The 16,527-nt window shown below is 63.4% G+C and carries 15 protein-coding genes; 7 read left to right on the forward strand and 8 right to left on the reverse strand.

The genetic code is table 11. The features are described 5' to 3' along the window. The first annotated feature begins 58 nt into the window (after positions 1–58). Both EAV90_RS17615 and EAV90_RS17620 read left to right on the forward strand, forming a co-directional pair. Entirely contained in the window at positions 59–1,234 is a 1,176-nt protein-coding gene (locus tag EAV90_RS17615) for an ABC transporter substrate-binding protein (protein WP_164936994.1), read from the forward strand. A gap of 27 nt (positions 1,235–1,261) precedes the next feature. Next, the gene (locus EAV90_RS17620; protein ID WP_018643141.1) at positions 1,262–1,717 is read left to right on the forward strand and encodes a cupin domain-containing protein; all 456 of its coding nucleotides are present in this window, start codon (positions 1,262–1,264) and stop codon (positions 1,715–1,717) included. A gap of 9 nt (positions 1,718–1,726) precedes the next feature. Here EAV90_RS17620 and EAV90_RS17625 read toward each other — a convergent pair whose 3' ends face one another. The 4 genes from EAV90_RS17625 to EAV90_RS17640 form a co-directional block, all read right to left on the reverse strand. Then, positions 1,727–2,977: a flavin-dependent oxidoreductase gene (locus EAV90_RS17625; RefSeq protein ID WP_122402259.1), complete on the reverse strand. Its 1,251-nt coding sequence runs from the start codon at positions 2,975–2,977 to the stop codon at positions 1,727–1,729. 51 nt (positions 2,978–3,028) lie between these two features. Continuing rightward, complete coding sequence (locus EAV90_RS17630; protein ID WP_129144170.1) at positions 3,029–5,380, reverse strand: bifunctional salicylyl-CoA 5-hydroxylase/oxidoreductase; 2,352 nt, start codon at positions 5,378–5,380, stop codon at positions 3,029–3,031. 101 nt (positions 5,381–5,481) lie between these two features. Further along, on the reverse strand, positions 5,482–6,318 hold the full coding sequence (locus EAV90_RS17635; protein WP_122402257.1) for an enoyl-CoA hydratase family protein: 837 nt from the start codon (positions 6,316–6,318) through the stop codon (positions 5,482–5,484). 39 nt (positions 6,319–6,357) lie between these two features. Continuing rightward, positions 6,358–7,119, reverse strand: a complete 762-nt coding sequence (locus EAV90_RS17640; RefSeq protein WP_122402256.1) for an SDR family NAD(P)-dependent oxidoreductase — start codon at positions 7,117–7,119, stop codon at positions 6,358–6,360. Positions 7,120–7,310: 191 nt separating this feature from the next. On the opposite strand from EAV90_RS17640, the gene EAV90_RS17645 reads away from it, so the two are divergent. The 5 genes from EAV90_RS17645 to EAV90_RS17665 are packed head-to-tail and all read left to right on the forward strand — an operon-like array spanning position 7,311 to position 13,047. Further along, positions 7,311–8,126 carry an alpha/beta fold hydrolase gene (locus tag EAV90_RS17645; protein ID WP_129144171.1) on the forward strand — a complete coding sequence of 272 codons (816 nt, stop codon included), beginning with the start codon at positions 7,311–7,313 and terminating at the stop codon, positions 8,124–8,126. Between the two features lie 12 nt (positions 8,127–8,138). Beyond that, positions 8,139–9,428: an acyl-CoA dehydrogenase family protein gene (locus tag EAV90_RS17650; RefSeq protein WP_129144172.1), complete on the forward strand. Its 1,290-nt coding sequence runs from the start codon at positions 8,139–8,141 to the stop codon at positions 9,426–9,428. A gap of 2 nt (positions 9,429–9,430) precedes the next feature. Further along, positions 9,431–10,966, forward strand: a complete 1,536-nt coding sequence (locus tag EAV90_RS17655) for a class I adenylate-forming enzyme family protein (protein WP_129144173.1) — start codon at positions 9,431–9,433, stop codon at positions 10,964–10,966. Next, the gene (locus EAV90_RS17660; RefSeq protein ID WP_129144174.1) at positions 10,963–12,051 is read left to right on the forward strand and encodes an NAD/NADP-dependent octopine/nopaline dehydrogenase family protein; all 1,089 of its coding nucleotides are present in this window, start codon (positions 10,963–10,965) and stop codon (positions 12,049–12,051) included. The genes EAV90_RS17655 and EAV90_RS17660 overlap by 4 nt, the downstream gene beginning before the upstream one ends. A 3-nt stretch (positions 12,052–12,054) precedes the next feature. Next, complete coding sequence (locus EAV90_RS17665) at positions 12,055–13,047, forward strand: 3-hydroxybutyryl-CoA dehydrogenase (protein ID WP_122402251.1); 993 nt, start codon at positions 12,055–12,057, stop codon at positions 13,045–13,047. On the opposite strand, the gene EAV90_RS17670 is transcribed toward EAV90_RS17665, so the two are convergent. Genes EAV90_RS17670 through EAV90_RS17685 form a run of 4 tightly spaced genes read right to left on the reverse strand, consistent with a single transcriptional unit; the run spans position 13,044 to position 16,510 of the window. Next, entirely contained in the window at positions 13,044–14,090 is a 1,047-nt protein-coding gene (locus EAV90_RS17670) for a 2,5-dihydroxypyridine 5,6-dioxygenase NicX family protein (RefSeq protein WP_122402250.1), read from the reverse strand. The genes EAV90_RS17665 and EAV90_RS17670 overlap by 4 nt on opposite strands. 28 nt (positions 14,091–14,118) lie before the next feature. Continuing rightward, complete coding sequence (locus tag EAV90_RS17675) at positions 14,119–14,886, reverse strand: ABC transporter permease (protein WP_129144175.1); 768 nt, start codon at positions 14,884–14,886, stop codon at positions 14,119–14,121. Next, a complete protein-coding gene (locus tag EAV90_RS17680) occupies positions 14,883–15,668 on the reverse strand; it encodes an ABC transporter permease (protein WP_129144176.1) in 786 nt (261 codons plus the stop codon). Before EAV90_RS17680 ends, EAV90_RS17675 begins: the two co-directional genes overlap by 4 nt. Then, the gene (locus tag EAV90_RS17685; protein ID WP_122406547.1) at positions 15,665–16,510 is read right to left on the reverse strand and encodes an ABC transporter ATP-binding protein; all 846 of its coding nucleotides are present in this window, start codon (positions 16,508–16,510) and stop codon (positions 15,665–15,667) included. Before EAV90_RS17685 ends, EAV90_RS17680 begins: the two co-directional genes overlap by 4 nt. Positions 16,511–16,527 lie beyond the last annotated feature (17 nt).

Here is a 16,527-nt window from a genome sequence, read left to right on the forward strand (position 1 = left end):
TAAGCTTGGATCGAAGTACGTGGCTTGCAGCGCAAGCCAATCGACGCGAGGGAAGATGATGAAGACGCAAATGACCTTAGCCGCAGCCGCAATGCTGCTCGGCACCGTGGTGACCCCTGCCCTCGCCCAGGAAAAAATCAAGCTGGGTGTGATCGTGACCCTGTCGGGACCTGCCGCCGCGCTGGGCCAACAGGTTCGCGACGGCTTCACGCTCGCAGTGAAGGATCTCGGCAGCAAGATGGGCGGCCGCGACGTCGAGGTCGTCGTCATCGACGATGAGCTGAAGCCGGATGCAGCGGTGACGAAGGTCAAGGGCCTTCTCGAGCGCGAGAAGGTCGACTTCGTGGTCGGCCCGATCTTCTCCAACATCCTTCAGGCGATCCACCGGCCCATCACAGAATCGAAAACCTTCCTGATCAGTCCCAATGCCGGGCCGTCGACCTTCGCCGGCAAGGACTGCAACCCGTTCTTCTATGTGACGTCGTATCAGAACGATCAGGTGCACGAGATCCTCGGCAAGGTCGCGCAGGATCGCGGCTACAAGCGCATGTACCTGATGGTCCCGAACTATCAGGCCGGCAAGGACTCGGTCGCGGGGTTCAAGCTCGACTATAAGGGCGAGATCGTCGAGGAATCCTACATGCCGCTGAATACGCTGGATTTCCAGCCGGAGCTGTCCAAGATCTCGTCGCAGAAGCCTGATGCTCTCTTCACGTTCATGCCCGGCGGCCTCGGCGTCAATCTCGTCAAGCAATACCGGCAGGCCGGGCTCGCCGATACCATTCCGGTGCTCTCGGCGTTCACGGTGGATGAATCGACCCTGCCGGCGCAGCAGGACGCGGCCGTCGGCATGTTCGGCGGCGCGAACTGGGCGCCCAATCTCGACAATCCCCAGAACAAGAAGTTCGTTGCCGCCTACGAGGCCGCCTACAACAGCGTTCCCGGCACCTACGCCTTCCAGGCTTACGATGCCGCGATGCTGATCGACAGCGCCGTCAGGGCCGTGAAGGGCAACCTGTCCAACAAGGACGCGGTCGCCGCCGCTTTGAAGAAGGCCGACTTTACCTCGCTGCGCGGTGCCTTCAAGTTCAACACCAACGGTTATCCGATCCAGGATTTCTACCTGACCAAGGTGGCCAAGCGTCCGGATGGCAAGTTCCAGACCGAGATCGTGCAGAAGGTCTTTGAGAATTACGGCGATCGCTATGCCAAGGATTGCAAGGCGGCGAACTGAGCCGAAGCGTGTTACGGGAGGACTGCAATGAAGAGTGAAATCACCGGCATCACCCGCGCCAATGAGGGCATCCAGGGCATTTCCTGGAACATCCTCGGCCAGACCTACGTGCCGAAGAGCTACGCCGAGAACAGTTTCTCCTGGCATGCGACGCTGCCGCCGGGCACCTTCGTGCCGCCGCACATTCACCCCGACCAGGATGAATATCTCTACATGCTGGAGGGCAAGCTCGATTTCGTGCTCGGCAATTCGGAAGCGCAGGCAACGGCAGGCGACCTGATCCGCCTCGGCATGGGCGTGCCGCACGGCATCTTCAACAAGTCGGAGCAGACCGCAAAGGTGCTGTTCTGGGTCTCCCCGAGCCGCAAGCTGTTCGACCTGTTCTGGGGCCTTCACAACATGAAGGAGCAAAAGCCCGAGGACGTGGTGGCGATGGCCGCCGAGTTCAACATCCACTTCCTACCGCCGCCGCCCGGCGGCTAGCAGCCTGTCTTAAGCGCGCACGGCCGCAAGTCCCGGCACCGCGGCGAAACCGGCCTTCGTGGCATAGCCCCGCACGATCGCCTCGCGCTGGGAATAGCTCAGCACATTGTCGACATTGTCGAAGCCGTCGGGCGCGAGCTGCTCGACGGCGTCGATGACGCCCTCGGGGCCGCCGCGCCGATTGGAGCGGACGATCTCGGCCGTCATCGGCAGGCGCTTCTTCTCGTACTCCAGCAGCGCCTGGCGCGGGTGTTCGGCGCGTACCAGCGCATCCGCAAGGCAGCGCGCGTCAAGGATCGCCTGCGAGGCGCCGTTTGATCCGACCGGATACATCGGATGCGCGGCATCGCCGAGCAGCGTGACTCTGCCCGACGACCAATAGGGCAAGGGATCGCGGTCGCAGGTTGGATACTCGTAGAATTCGGGCGTTGCCGAGATCAGGCTCTTCACGTCAATGTAGGGAACCGAGAAGCGCGCGACATGCGGCATCAGCTCCTCGCGGCGGCCCGGGCGCGACCAGTCCTCCTTGCGCGGTGGCGGGGCATTACCCTCGCCGATCTTCACCAGCACCGCCCAATTGGTCAGCCGGCTTGCCGGGCTCGATCCTTCCGCGATCGGGTAGATCACCACTTTGGCATTGAGCCCCCCGGCCACGATCATCGACTTGCCGGTGAGGAACAGCGGCCAGTCGCGGGCGCCGCGCCACAGCATCAGCCCATTCCAGCACGGCGGGCCCTCGTTGGGGAACAGCGTCTCGCGGACGCGCGAATGGATGCCGTCGGCGCCTATCAGGATATCGCCACGCGCGGTGTGGACGTGCGCGCCGGCGCGATCGAAGAAGTAGGCCGTGACGCCGCCCTCGTCCTGCGTGAAAGCACCAAGCCGGCAGCCGGTGTGAATTGCGTTCGCGCCGAGCCGCTCCTCGACCGCGCGATGGATGACGCCCTGAAGCCGGCCGCGGTGGATCGAGAATTGCGGCACGTCGTGACCGGCGTCGATGCCGCGGGCTTCGCGCCAGACCTCCTGGCCATGGCGGTTGAGATAATAGAGCTGATCGGTGCGGATCGCGACGTCGTCGAGCTTCTGCAACAGTCCGAGCCCGGCCAGTTCCCGCATGGCATGCGGCAGCGTGTTGATGCCGACGCCGAGTTCGCGAATGGTGTCGGCCTGCTCGTAGATCTCGCAATCCAGGCCGCGCGAGCGCAACATCAATGCCGTGGTGAGGCCACCGATACCGCCGCCGACGATAATCGCCTTCATCGCCCTAACTCCACTCGAAACACAGGCAATGGGTTAACGTCGCACGGGCGGTCACTCCGCCGCAAGCGGCTTTGTCGCCTCCGCCTTGAGCTCGGCCCGGGTCTTGGGCTTAGCCTTAATTCTCAGCTCCTCGAGGTCCTGCCGGTCGCGCACGCTGTTGCGGAAGATCTGATCTTTGCCGGGCAGATATTGCGGGGGGCAGAAAGCGTCGTTTGCCCCATACCAGGCCGCCGCCTTCATGGTGAAGAAGGGGTCGACCAGGTGCGGACGGCCGAGTGCGACGAGATCCGCCCGGCCGGCGGCCAAGATCGTGTTGGCTTGGTCAGCCGTGGTGATGTTACCGACGCACATGGTGGCCACGCGCGCCTCGTTGCGGACCTGGTCCGAAAAGGGCGTCTGGAACATGCGCCCGTAGACGGGCTGCGCATCACGCACGGTCTGACCGGTCGAGACGTCGACGAGATCGACACCCGCCTCGGCGAAAGCGCGCGCTACGGCGACGGCGTCGTCGCCGGTGATGCCACCGTCCGCCCAGTCGGTTGCGGAGATGCGCACCGACATCGGTTTGTGCAAGGGCCACACCGCGCGCAGCGCCTCGAAGACCTCGAGCGGGAAGCGCAGCCGATTTTCGAGCGCGCCGCCATACTCGTCCGTACGGGTGTTCGTGAGAGGGGAGATGAAGCTCGCGAGCAGATAGCCGTGGGCGCAGTGCAATTCGAGCATATCGAAGCCGCAGCGCTCGCCGCGCTCGGCCGCCGCGACGAAAGCGTCTCTCACCGCTTTCATGCCGGCCCGATCGAGCTCACGCGGCACCTGGCTGTCGGGAAAATAAGGTAGCGGTGAGGCCGAGAAAACTTCCCAGCCGCCCTGCTCCAAGGGACGGTCCATGCCGTCCCACATCAACCTGGTTGCGCCCTTGCGGCCGGCGTGGCCCAGTTGCAGGCAGATTTTCGCGGCCGAATTGGCGTGGACGAAATCCACGATGCGCCGCCACGCGGCCTCCTGCTCGTCGTTCCACAGGCCGGCGCAGCCGGGGGTGATCCTGGCGTCGCGGCTGACACAGGTCATCTCGGTGAAGATCAGCCCGGCACCGCCGATCGCGCGCGAGCCGTAATGCACGAGGTGGAAGTCGGTCGGCACACCCTCCCGCGCCGAATACATGCACATCGGCGACATCACCGCGCGATTGGCGAGCTTCATCTCCCGCAAGCGGAACGGCTGGAACAGCGGCACCATCGGCCGATCGGTGTCGACATCGAAGCCGCTGCTGCGTACCTGCCTGGCAAACGACTTGTCGACCTCCGCCACGAAATCCGGCGCGCGGAGCTTCAGATTGTCATATGTGATCGCCTTCGAGCGCGTCATGACGCCGAAGGCGAACTGCACCGGGTCGAAATTCCAGAAGCGGTCGACGTGCTCGAACCAGACCAGCGAGACGTCGGCGGCATGCTGCGTCTTCTCGACCTCCTCGCGGCGGCCGTTCTCGTAGATCTGCAGCGCCGCCTCGATGCTGGGCGCCCTCTCCATGGCTTCGGCCAGCGCAATCGCATCCTCCATCGCAAGCTTCGTGCCCGAGCCGATCGAGAAATGCGCGCTGGCCTTGGCGTCGCCGAGCAGGACCATGTTGTCCTTGACCCAGCGCTTGCTGCGGATCATGGGGAAGTTGCGCCACATCGAGCGGTTCGTCAGCAGCTTGTGCCCATTGAGGAACCAGCCGAAGATGTCTGCCATCCGCGCGGCGGACTGAGCCTCGTCCAGCCCTGTCAGCCCCGCCCGCTCGAACGTTTCAGGATCGGTCTCGAAGATCCAGGTCGAATGCCCAGCCTCATACTGATAGGCATGGGCAATGAACGGGCCCCACTCGGTTTCCTGGAAGATGAAGGTGAAGGCATCGAGCGGCCTGGTCGATCCCATCCAGGCGAACTTGTTGGAGCGGACGTCGACCTCCGGCTGGAAATGATCGACGTATTTCTCGCGGAAACGGCTGTTGATGCCGTCGGCGATGAGGATGAGATCGGCATCGGCGAAGCGGGATTCATCGCCGATGTCCACCTCGAACTGCAGCGCGACGCCAAGCTCTCGCGCACGCTCCTGAAGGATCAAAAGCAGCTTGCGTCGCGAGCAGCCGCAAAAGCCGTTGCCGCCGACCCGGTGCACCGTGCCGCGGAAATGCACGGCGATGTCGTCCCAATAGGCGAATTCCTGGGTGATGCGGCGGTAGCTCGGAAGATCGTGCTTCTCGAAATTATCGAGCGTCGCATCCGAGAACACCACGCCGAAGCCGAAGGTGTCGTCGGCGCGGTTGCGCTCATACACGGCGACGTCGGCGCTTGGCCGCTGCTTCTTCAGCAGGATTGCCGCGTAAAGACCCGCAGGTCCGCCACCGATGATCGCGACTTTCATGGGAGCCTCGCCAATTCGACCGGCCATGAAAACTATTTTAAGCCTAAAATAATTTCGTGCAAGCCCCATTCCTGGCTTGGCTCAGGATAATAGCGGCCGGCTCAGTCGCCCCTGAAGACCGGCCTGACCTTGTTGGCGAACGCCTCGAAAGCACGCTCGAAATCCGCCGTAGTCATGCACAGCGCCTGGGCAACGGCCTCCGCTTCGATCGCCTCCTCGACCGACATCGCCCATTCCATGGCGAGCATCCGCTTGGTCATGGTGTTGGCAAAGGTCGGCCCTTCGGCGATCTGTTTCGCCAGAATTTGCGCCTGGGGCAGCACCTGCTCCGGCGTGACGATGCGGCTGAAGAAGCCCCAGCGCTCGCCCTCTTCCGCAGTCATGAACCGGCCGGTGTAGAGCAGTTCGGAGGCGCGGGACTGCCCGATGATGCGCGGCAGGATCGCACAAGCACCCATGTCGCAGCCGGCCAGCCCCACCTTGTTGAACAGGAACGCCACCTTCGCCCCGCTTGCCGCAAGGCGCATGTCCGATGCCATGGCGATGATCGCCCCGGCCCCGGCGCAGATGCCCTCGACCGCGGCCACGATCGGCTGCGGGCAGGCCCGCATCGCCTTGACGAGGTCGCCGGTCATCCGCGTGAAGGCGGTCAGCCCCTTGGTGTCCATCTTCACGAGCGGACCAATGATCTCGAACACGTCGCCGCCGGACGAGAAATTGCCGCCGGCACCGGTGACGACGATGGATTTGACCGCGTCGTCGAAAGCGCAGGCACGGAAGAAATCGGTCAATTCCCGGTAGCTTTCGAACGTCAGGGGATTCTTTCGTTCGGGGCGGTTGAGCGTGACCGTGGCAACGCCGTCGACCACGGCCAGCAGGAAGTGCTGCGGCGAATAGTCTGCAAGCGGCACGGTGACGGGATTGGCGGGTCTGCTCATGCGATCTCCTTGGCTTCCTTGGTTCGGGCCTTGCGCAGCTTAGATTTCACCACCGGCAACCGCGATCGCCTGTCCGGTGATCGCGCCGGCGCCCTCGCCGCACAGCCAGAGAACCGCGTCAGCGACCTCCTGAGGCGTGATCAGGCGCCCTTGCGGATTGTGTTTCGCAAGCTCTGCGACGGCCTGCTCGCGGCTACGCCCCGTCTTCTTCATGATATTCTCGATGCTGCCGGCAACGAGATCGGTGTCGGTGAAGCCGGGACATACCGCATTCACGGTGACGTTGCTTCCAGCCATCTCGAGGGCAAGGGACCGCACGAACCCGACCACGGCGTGCTTAGCGGCAGCGTATGCGCTGACATAGGCGTAGCCTTTGAGCCCGGCCGTGGACGCAACCGCGACAATGCGGCCATAGGGACGATCTTTCATGCCCGGCAGCACAGCCTGGACGGCGTGGACCACGCCCATGAAATTGACATCCATCATGCGCGCAAAAAGGGCGGTATCCGATTTCGCAAACGGCGCCGATTCAGCGCTGCCCGCATTGGCAATGAGAATGTCGATCGGCTTGCGCGCACTTGCCGCGGCAATGGCGCCTTTCAGTGACGTTTCGTTCGAGACATCAGCGACAGCCGCAAAGTGCGCGGCACCTGCATTGACCGCCTCTTCGAGAACCGCCGCATTTCGGCCAAGCACGGTCACGGTCGCGCCAGCGCCGACCAGAGAAGCAGCTATCGCACGGCCGATGCCGCGACCGCCTCCGGTCACCAGCGCATGCGGCGAATGCGGCAATCCGGACATGCGCTGGCTCCCTGGGCTGCTGATCGTTCCCCGATATATTTTAACCTTCAAGTTTTTGCAACGAAAGCGCCGATCGACATCGCGAACGCCCGCATGGCGCCCGGCCCGAAAATTGCTTTAAGTGTAAAATTATCGCTTCCCATCGCCGGCAAGCCTGTTAGCATCGAAGGGCCCAGCAAAAAGGATGTCGCGTGTCGCAGCCTGTGCCAATGATAACAAAGGACGGACGCTTCGCCTATGAGGCCGCGGGCGATCCGGGCGCGATACCTCTGATCTTCCTGCATGGCATCGGCGGCGCGGCGCGGGCCTGGCGGCGGCAGCTTGCCAACTTCGGCGACCGCTTCCGCGCGATCGCATGGGATATGCCGGGTTATGGCGGATCGGCGCCGCTCGCCAGCGTCAGCATCGCTGCCCTGGCGGAAGCACTCCAGCAGTTCATCGAGCAACTCGGCGTCAGCGGGCCTGTTCTGATCGGCCATTCCATCGGCGGCATGATCGTCCAAAGGTGGCTGGTGCAGTTTCCCAAACTGGCACGCGCGGTCGTGCTGGCGCAGACCAGCCCGGCCTTCGGCAACGCCGACGGCGACTGGCAGAAATCATTCGTCGCGGCGCGGCTCGGGCCGCTCGAGCGCGGGGAGACGATGAAGTCGCTGGCCCCGTCGCTGGTGAAGGAACTCGTCGGCGACGATCCGGATCCGAACTGGATGGAGCTTGCCCGCGAATGCATGGGGAGCGTGCCTGAGGCCAGCTATCGCGCCATGATGCTGGCTCTCATCGGCTTCGATCAGCGCAGCACGCTTGGGAATATCTCCGTTCCCACCCTGCTGCTGTCCGGCTCAAAGGACAACAACGCGCCTGCGCCGATGATGGCAAAGACGGCGACCTTTATTCCGGGAGCTGAATATGTCGAGCTCGCCGGCGTGGGCCATCTCGCCAATCTCGAACGCCCCGGTGCCTTTGACGGCGCTCTCGCCCGGTTTCTGAACTCTCTCGCGACCAAAGCCTAAGGTAACTGCGCGATGACCATGCAAGTCAGCAAGACGATCGGCACGACCAACAAGGTTGCGCTGGATGCGCCGATCTTCGATCCTGTCGCGTTCCGCTTGAGCGACGAGCAGGCCGGCATCGTCACGCGCGCCCGCGAGATCGGCCAGAGCGTGTTCGCTACGCGCGCGGCGGCCTACGATCGCGAGGCGATCTTCCCGACTGAGAATTATCGCGACCTGCATCGCGTCGGCCTGCTCGGCATTGCCGTCCCCAAGAAGCACGGCGGCCTCGGCGCGAACTATCAGACCTATGCCTTGGCGGCCGCCGAGATCGGCCGCTATTGCGGTGCGACCGCGCTGACATGGAACATGCACGTCTGTTCGACGCTATGGTCGGGTCCCCTTGCCGACGATCTCGACATGGACAAAGAGGCGCGCGCCGAGCACGAACGGCGGCGCGCAGTCCACTACAAGCGCATCGTCGAGGATGGCGCAATCTATTCGCAGCCCTTCTCCGAAGGAGGCGCGGCGGCTGCCGGTGGGGTCGCATTCGGCACGGAAGCAAGGCCGGTCGAAGGCGGCTGGATCATCAACGGCAAGAAGATCTTTGCGTCGCTCTCGGGTCATGCCGATTATTACGGCGTGCTCTGCACCGAGATTGAGGAAGGCGAGAAGGCTTCGCGCCGCAACACGCTTTACCTTGCGATTCCCGCCAAGTCGGAAGGTGTTTCCGTCGTCGGCGATTGGGATCCGCTAGGCATGCGCGGCACGGTCTCACGGACGCTTCTGTTCAAGGACGTGTTCGTGCCGGATGATTCCGCGCTGATGCCCCGTGGCGTCTATTTCCAGGCCGCGATGCGCTGGCCGCACATGTTCCTGACGCTGTCGCCGACCTATATGGGTCTCGCACAAGCCGCCTATGACTTCACCGTACGTTACTTGCGCGGCGAGGTTCCGGGCATGCCGCCGGTCAAACGGCGGATGTACCCGACCAAGCAGATCGCGGTCGCGCAGATGCAGATCAAGCTGGAGCAGATCAAGACAATCTGGTTTCAGGCAGTGACCGAAGCACGCGCCAATCCGACCAAGGAGCAGGTTCTGCGCGCCTATGCCGCGCAATATTCGGTGATGGAGGGCGCCAATGAGCTCGCCGCGCTAGCGATCCGCACCTGCGGCGGTCAGGCCATGCTTCGCTCGCTGCCGCTGGAGCGGATCTATCGCGACAGCCGCTGCGGCTCGCTGATGCTGCCCTGGACCGCCGAGCTCTGCCTCGACCGAATCGGGCGCGAAGCGCTGTACGAGGCCGGCGAAACGGACGACTGACGGTGGACCTCTGTAGCCTGATCGACCGCAATGCGGCGTTCGCGCCAGACAAGACAGCCATTGCCTTCGAAGGCGAGCAGCTGAGCTACGCGGCATTCGCCTCGCGCATCGAACGGACCGCGACGGCGTTGAAGCAACAGCTCGGCGTCGGCCGCGGCGACCGGGTCGCGATTTTGAGCCTGAACCGGCCGGATTATCTGGTCCTGCTCTACGCGTGCGCGCGGCTCGGCGCGATCCTGGTGCCGCTAAACTGGCGGCTGGCCGTCGCCGAGCAGCTATTCATTCTCGGCGATGCCGGCGCCAAGGTCCTGGTGCTCGAGCAGGCATTTTCCGGAGTGCTTGCCGAGCTTGGGCAGACTGCGCCGGAGACATCCGTGGTCGGTCTCGACTTCCCGCCACCTCGCGGTGTGACATTTGAAGCTCTGCTGGCTCGCAGCCAGGGCAGCGGCCGCACCCCTCACACCGACCTCTCCTGCCCGCTCCTCATCGTCTACACCTCAGGAACGACGGGGCGGCCGAAAGGCGCAGTGCTGCGCCAGGAGGCGCTGTTCTGGAACGGCGTCATGAGCCAGCACATGCACAACATGACATCCGACGACCACGTGCTGACTGTGCTGCCGTTCTTCCACGTCGGCGGCCTCAACATCCAGACCACGCCGGCGCTGCAGCTGGGCGCGACGGTCACGGTCCATGCGCGCTTCGCGCCGGATGCCGCGCTTGCGGCCATCCAACAGGAACGGCCGACACTCACGGTGATGGTGCCTGCGATCCTGCAGGCGGTGAGCGAGCATCCTGCCTGGCCGACCACTGATCTTTCGTCACTCAAGGCCATCGCCACCGGCTCGACCATCGTGCCTCCTCACCTGATCGAGCGTTTCGTCGCGCGCGATGTCCCGGTACTTCAGGTCTATGGCTCGACGGAAACCTGCCCGATCGCCGTCTACACGCGGCTTGGCGGCGACCTTTCGCGCGCGGGATCGACCGGCCTTGCCGGCTTGTGCTGCGAAGCCAAGGTGATCGATCAGGCCGGCAACGAAGTCCTTACGGGCACGCCGGGCGAGATCGCGGTGCGCGGGCCCAACGTGTTCTTTGAATATTGGGGCAACGAGGCCGCAACGCGCGACGCGTTGCACGACGGCTGGTACCGCACCGGTGATATCGGCCTGTGCGATGCCGACGGCTATTTCTGGGTCCGTGACCGCAAGAAGAACATGATCATATCAGGCGGGGAAAACGTCTACCCGGCCGAGGTCGAGCGCGTTTTGCTCGAACATCCTGATGTCAGCGAATGCGCCGTGATCGGCCGGCCCGACCCGCGCTGGGACGAGGTGCCGATCGCCTATGTCATTGCGAGATCCGGCTGCCGGCTCGAAGCGGACGAATTGAGGGCGCATCTTCAGGCACAACTCGCGCGCTACAAGGTGCCGCGCGAGATCGTCTTCGTCACCGATCTGCCGCGGACGGCACTGGGCAAGGTCCAGCATTTCGTACTGAAGCAGCTTGATGCGCAGTCCCGCGCGCAAGGAGAAGCATCTTGAAGATCGCAGTTCTAGGTGGGGGAAACGGCTCTTTCGCGGCCGCGGGCGATTTTGCTCTGTCGGGGCATGAGGTGCGGCTTTGGCGCCGCGATGCCGGTCAAGTCGCAGCACACCGCGCCGCCGGCTCGCGCATCCTGGTCAAGGATCATAACGGCCGTCACGACCTGAAGCTCGCGCTGGTCACGACCGATATCGCCGAAGCCGTCGACGGAACGGAGTTGATCCTGTGCCCTGCCCCGGCCTTCGCGCAGCCGGATATTGCCCGTCTGCTTGCCCCGCATCTGCGGGACGGTCAGGTCGTATTTCTGCCGCCGGCGACGTTCGGCTCGATGATCTTCGCCCAAGCGGCACGGGATGTCGGCAACCACGCCAGGGTGAGCTTTGCCGAAACCGGCACGCTGCCCTGGCTGACCCGCAAGCACGGAACGTTCGAGGTCGCGATCACCATCCGCGCCAAGCGCCTGCCCGTCGGTGTGTTCCCGCTTGATCAGGCGCCGCATGCACTCGAAATCATCGGACGCGCTTTCCCGGGCGTGATCGAACCGTGCGGAGATGCGCTATCCGGCGCGCTGATGAACGCAGGCCCGATCATTCATCCGCCGTTGATCGTGATGAACGCAGGCCCGATCGAGCATTTCGAACGCTGGGACATTCACAAGGAAGGCACACAAGCCGCGATTCGCCGGGTCACCGACGCGCTCGACGCCGAACGCATCGCGGTGCGCGAGGCGCTCGGCTACGGCGCGCCGCATTTCCCGCTCGCCCATCACTACGCGAAGGAAGGCGAGATCTGGATGTATGGCCGCGGTTCGCATGATCGTCTGACCGATTCCGGCGACTGGCGAGAGCGGATAGTGCTGACCGAACATCGCTACATGCGCGAGGATCTGCGGCTCGGGCTGTCGCTGCTGGTCTCCGTCGCTGGCCTTTCTGGCGTAGCCACGCCGTTGGCCAAGGCATTTCTGTCGATTGGCGGCGCTGTCTGTGGCGAAGATTTTGCGCGAAGTGGCCGGACGCTCGAAACACTGGGTCTTGGCGATCTCAGCAAGGCCGAACTGCAGACGCTGCTTCGCAACGGATTCTGATCGATGACCAATCGCGTCAATATCGCCTGTCTCGGCGCCGGCCGCATGGGACGCGGCATCGCCGTCGCGTTCGCCTATGCGGGACATGCGGTCACGATGGTCGACGTCAAGGCGCGCTCCGCGGCGGAGTTCGCCAAGCTGGAAGCGGATGCGCTTGGCGAGGTCAGGACGACCTTTGCCAGCCTGGCGAAGCTGGGGCTCTTGACCGAGGCAGATGTAGATCCCCTTGTCGCACGGGTCTCAGTGATCGCGGCCGGCCAAAGCGAGGAAGCACTATCCGACGCCGGGATGGTCTTCGAGGGCGTTCCTGAGGTCGTCGAGCTCAAGCGCGAGGTGCTCGGGGCGGCTTCAAAGCAGGTCGGTCCGGATACAGTCATCGCGTCGACAACCTCGACCATCCTCGTCGATGATCTATCCGGCGCGATCGTTAACCCTCGCCGCTTCCTGAACGTGCACTGGCTTAACCCGGCCTATCTGATCCCGCTGGTCGAGATCTCGCCCGGCAGAGCCACTGATCCCATCGTCGTCGACGAGGTCAAGGCGCTGCTCGAAGGCATCGGCAAGGTCCCGGTGGTCTGTGCAGCGACGCCCGGCTTCATCGTTCCACGGATCCAGGCGCTGGCGATGAACGAGGCCGCTCGCATGGTCGAGGAAGGGGTCGCCAGCGCCGAGGAGATCGACAAGGCGATCCGTTACGGTTTCGGCTTCCGCTACGCCGTGCTCGGCCTGCTCGAATTCATCGATTGGGGCGGCGGCGACATCCTATACTACGCAAGCAGATATCTGGAAGGCGCGCTCGGCAGCGAGCGTTATCGGGCACCGGATGTCATTTCACGCAACATGCATGAAGGCCGGATCGGCCTGCGCACCGGTGCAGGCTTTCTCGATTATTCCGGGCTCGACGTCGACGTCTATCGCGCGAAGCGGCTCCAGGCCATGGTCGATCTGCTCCGACACTTCGGACTAGCGCGCCCCCCGGTGCTCGACCGCAACTAGCCAAAGACGTCCTGGAGCACGCCCTCCCGGACCACCGTAACGCCATCGAGCTCGATGGTCGTGCCCATTATCGGCAGATCGAAATGCCCCGCCGTGTAACGGCCGGCGAATTCATTGGCGCCGGTTGAGAACAGGAAATTGCCGGAGACGGCCCGAATCTCGGTGCCGTTGGTGTCGCGCTGATCATACATCGACAGCGCCTCGTAGCGCGCGCCGGAGTTCATGCCGAAGCCGACATGCGAGACCGCATAGGCTTCGCGATCTCCCCAGGCAGCGAGATAGGCGCGCATCATCGCGGCATCCGTGCCCTCGCCTTCCAGCTCGACGACATAATCGTCCTTCAACGTCATCTTCACGGGCGATGTCAGGTAGCGCTTGAAGGTGAGATTGATGTCACCAGGCGCCATCACCAGAGTGCCGTTGATGGTCCCGCTCTTGGGGAAGCTGACGACGATACCGCCGGGCCAATGTGCCAGCGTGCCGGGCTTGTCGGTCCAGCCCCACACACCAACCGTCGAAGCGCCGACCATGTCGACATCGAGCGCGGTGCCGGCCTTCGAGGTCACCCGCATCCGCTTGGTCCCCCGCAGCATCTTCGCCGCCGCGCGAACGCGCTTCTCAAGCGCGGAATCCGGCACCATGCGCTCCAGCGCTTCGGGATGCTCGTTGGAGATCACCAGGATCCGCGCGCCGGCCTTGAGGATCTCGGGCGTTTCCCCCGCATGCATCAGGCCTTCGATGGTGCAATCCACCACAAACCCGGCCTGCTGAAGCGCCGTGATGACTGGCCGGAGCTTTTGCATTGCCTCGCTCGCGCCGGTGGAGCGCACCGGAACGACATGACGGTTACGCGGTGTCGGCATCACCAAGTGAAACGGCCGCGCGCCCATGCGCAGCAGGGCCAGCTCCGCAAGATGCACGTTCAACGCACGCGACTGGGTTTCCGAGAGGATCGCCGCGGTATCGCCGGCCTTGACGGCGCATCGCTCAAAGATCTCGCAGAATGCGTCAATCCATTTTGCTTCGATGCGATCAGCCAGCATGGTTCTCTCCCGGTCTTCTATTTGTTCGTTACGCTTCGGGAAAACCCCGAAGCAGGTACGATCGCACGGCGCCCAGCAGGCCATTCAGGATCAAACCTAGCAGCGATATCGTGATAAGCGGGACGAACATGTCCACTGCCTGGAAGGTGCGGGCCGCCGTCACGAGCGCGTGGCCTAGTCCATCCGTCGATGTGATCATCTCGGCCAGAAACACCACGATACAGGAAATGACAAGGCCGATCCGGCACCCAGTCAGGATCGATGGCATCGCCGAAGGCAGCACCACCTTGAAGAGGATTTCATAGCGTGGTGTTCCCGCTGCCATAGCCGACCAGATCAGCTTCTGCTCGACGGTCGATGCACCATAATAGGTCGACAGCAGAATGGGAAAGAGCGCGTCCGCGGCCACCAATGTGACCTTCGATCCGTGACCGAACCCGAGCAAAAGCAGGAGCGCCGGATAGAGCGCGACCTTGGGCAACGGCGCCAAGACGCGGACGATCGGACGAACCACGGCGTTGATCGCCGGATTGGCGGCGGCGGCGATGCCGATACTGACCCCGAGCACGACCGCAATCGCAAACCCGGCAAACAGGCGAATCAGCGTTGCTGCGATTTCCTGCTGGAACGTCAACGTCACGAGCTGCTGAAGCAGCCGGCTGAAGACGAAGCCCGGCGGCGGCAGCAAGACCGCGGGCGCAAGGCCGAATGACACCAGGCCCTGCCACAGGGCGAGGATCAGCGCGATCGGCGCAACGCCGAGAAGGACGTTTGGGGAGAGAAGGCGCGACATCATGAGAAGCTCAGCGGCATGTCGAATTGCGGCTCGGACCAACGCACGAGTCTGGCACGAACACTTTCGAAAATCGCGTCGAGGCAAATTCCCATTGTCCCCACGATGATGATCATCGCAAAGACGGTGTCGTATTGGCCCATATCGAGCGCATTGAACAGGATGTTGCCGGCGCCCGACTGACGGGCGATCATCTCGCTGGTGATCATCGTGATCAGCGCCAGCACCAATCCCGTGCGGCATCCGGTCAGGATTTCCGGCAGCGCCACGGGCAGCACGATCCGCACCAGGCGTTTCGCAGACGAAAGCCCCATCGCGGCACCCGACCACAGCATCTTCTCCTCGACCGCCTTGGCACCCTCGAAACTGTGATAGATCACGGGAAGGCTGACGCCCAGAAAGATCACCAGTGTCTTCGTGGCGTCGCCAACGCCCAGCCAGAGCATGATAATCGGCATCAAGGCGGCCTTCGGCACCGGATAAATCACCATCAGGAGCGGATTGAAGAAGGCCGCGATGCCCCGGCTGCGTCCCATCAACAGACCCAGCGGAATCGAAACCAGCACCGCCACACCGAAACCCATCGCCATGCGGCGAAGCGAAGCCAGGATGTTGGTCAAGGATTCCCTGTCGCCGAGAATGTCGGGAATTGCCCGGATCGCCTCGATCGCCGTGGGGAAGCTGTCGTTCTTCAGCGCAAGCGAGGCGACCTGCCACACTGCCAGCAATCCGACGCAGGCCAGCACCGGAGCAGCCCGCCTGGTCAAGACAGCCGACGATATCATGAGAAAGGCCCGGCTTCGTCGCTCTCATCGAACATGCGCTCGATATCGACGACGTACTTCTGGTAGCGCGGATCCAGCAGCAGCTCGTTGCGGCGGCGCGGTCGCGGCAGATCGATGTCGATGACTTGTCGGATTCGGCCGGGCGATTTCGACATCATGACGACCTTGTCCGAGAGGAAGACGGCCTCGTCGACCGAATGCGTGACGAACAGCACCGTCTTGCGGTCGCGCTCCCAGATGTTCAGAAGATCGTTCTGCAGGCGCGTCCGTGTGTGCGCGTCGAGCGCACCGAACGGCTCGTCCATCAGCAGCACTTCGGGCTGGTAGGCGAGTGTGCGCGCCAGTGCCACGCGTTGCTTCATGCCACCCGACAATTCCTTGGGATAGAAATTCTCGAAGCCCTTGAGGCCGACCATCTCGATCAAGGCCCGGCTCTGCGCCTCGGCCTCGGCGGTGCGCACACCTTGCTGACGCGGGCCATACATCACATTGCCCAGCACGGTTTTCCAGGGAAACAGGGCAAACTCCTGGAACACCGGTCCGCGATCCGGACCCGGCCCGGTGATCGTGTGTCCCCTGATTTTCGCCATGCCGCTGGTCGGGCGGACAAAACCGCCGACGATATAGAGCAGTGTCGACTTGCCGCAGCCGGACGGACCTAGGATAGAGACGAAGGCTCCCTCCTCGATCGTCAGCGAGATGTCCGATAGCGCCAAATGATCCTTGCGCGCCGAGGTTTGAAAGACCTGGGAGACACGATCGATCTCGATGATTGCAGAAGCCGGCTCTTGTGAGTTCACCGGTCTCATCCATTCGCTCGATCTTGCAGGCACTACCGTCATCCTGTCTTTCGCCTCAC

This window comes from Bradyrhizobium vignae (assembly GCF_004114425.1).
Lineage (GTDB): Bacteria > Pseudomonadota > Alphaproteobacteria > Rhizobiales > Xanthobacteraceae > Bradyrhizobium > Bradyrhizobium vignae.

Coding starts and splice junctions, on each gene's coding strand:
- EAV90_RS17615 (WP_164936994.1), top strand. CDS start 59: ATGAAGACGCAAATGACCTTAGCCGCAGCCGCAATGCTGCTCGGCACC.
- EAV90_RS17620 (WP_018643141.1), top strand. CDS start 1,262: ATGAAGAGTGAAATCACCGGCATCACCCGCGCCAATGAGGGCATCCAG.
- EAV90_RS17625 (WP_122402259.1), bottom strand. CDS start 2,977: ATGAAGGCGATTATCGTCGGCGGCGGTATCGGTGGCCTCACCACGGCA.
- EAV90_RS17630 (WP_129144170.1), bottom strand. CDS start 5,380: ATGAAAGTCGCGATCATCGGTGGCGGACCTGCGGGTCTTTACGCGGCA.
- EAV90_RS17635 (WP_122402257.1), bottom strand. CDS start 6,318: ATGAGCAGACCCGCCAATCCCGTCACCGTGCCGCTTGCAGACTATTCG.
- EAV90_RS17640 (WP_122402256.1), bottom strand. CDS start 7,119: ATGTCCGGATTGCCGCATTCGCCGCATGCGCTGGTGACCGGAGGCGGT.
- EAV90_RS17650 (WP_129144172.1), top strand. CDS start 8,139: ATGACCATGCAAGTCAGCAAGACGATCGGCACGACCAACAAGGTTGCG.
- EAV90_RS17665 (WP_122402251.1), top strand. CDS start 12,055: ATGACCAATCGCGTCAATATCGCCTGTCTCGGCGCCGGCCGCATGGGA.
- EAV90_RS17670 (WP_122402250.1), bottom strand. CDS start 14,090: ATGCTGGCTGATCGCATCGAAGCAAAATGGATTGACGCATTCTGCGAG.
- EAV90_RS17675 (WP_129144175.1), bottom strand. CDS start 14,886: ATGATGTCGCGCCTTCTCTCCCCAAACGTCCTTCTCGGCGTTGCGCCG.
- EAV90_RS17680 (WP_129144176.1), bottom strand. CDS start 15,668: ATGATATCGTCGGCTGTCTTGACCAGGCGGGCTGCTCCGGTGCTGGCC.
- EAV90_RS17685 (WP_122406547.1), bottom strand. CDS start 16,510: ATGACGGTAGTGCCTGCAAGATCGAGCGAATGGATGAGACCGGTGAAC.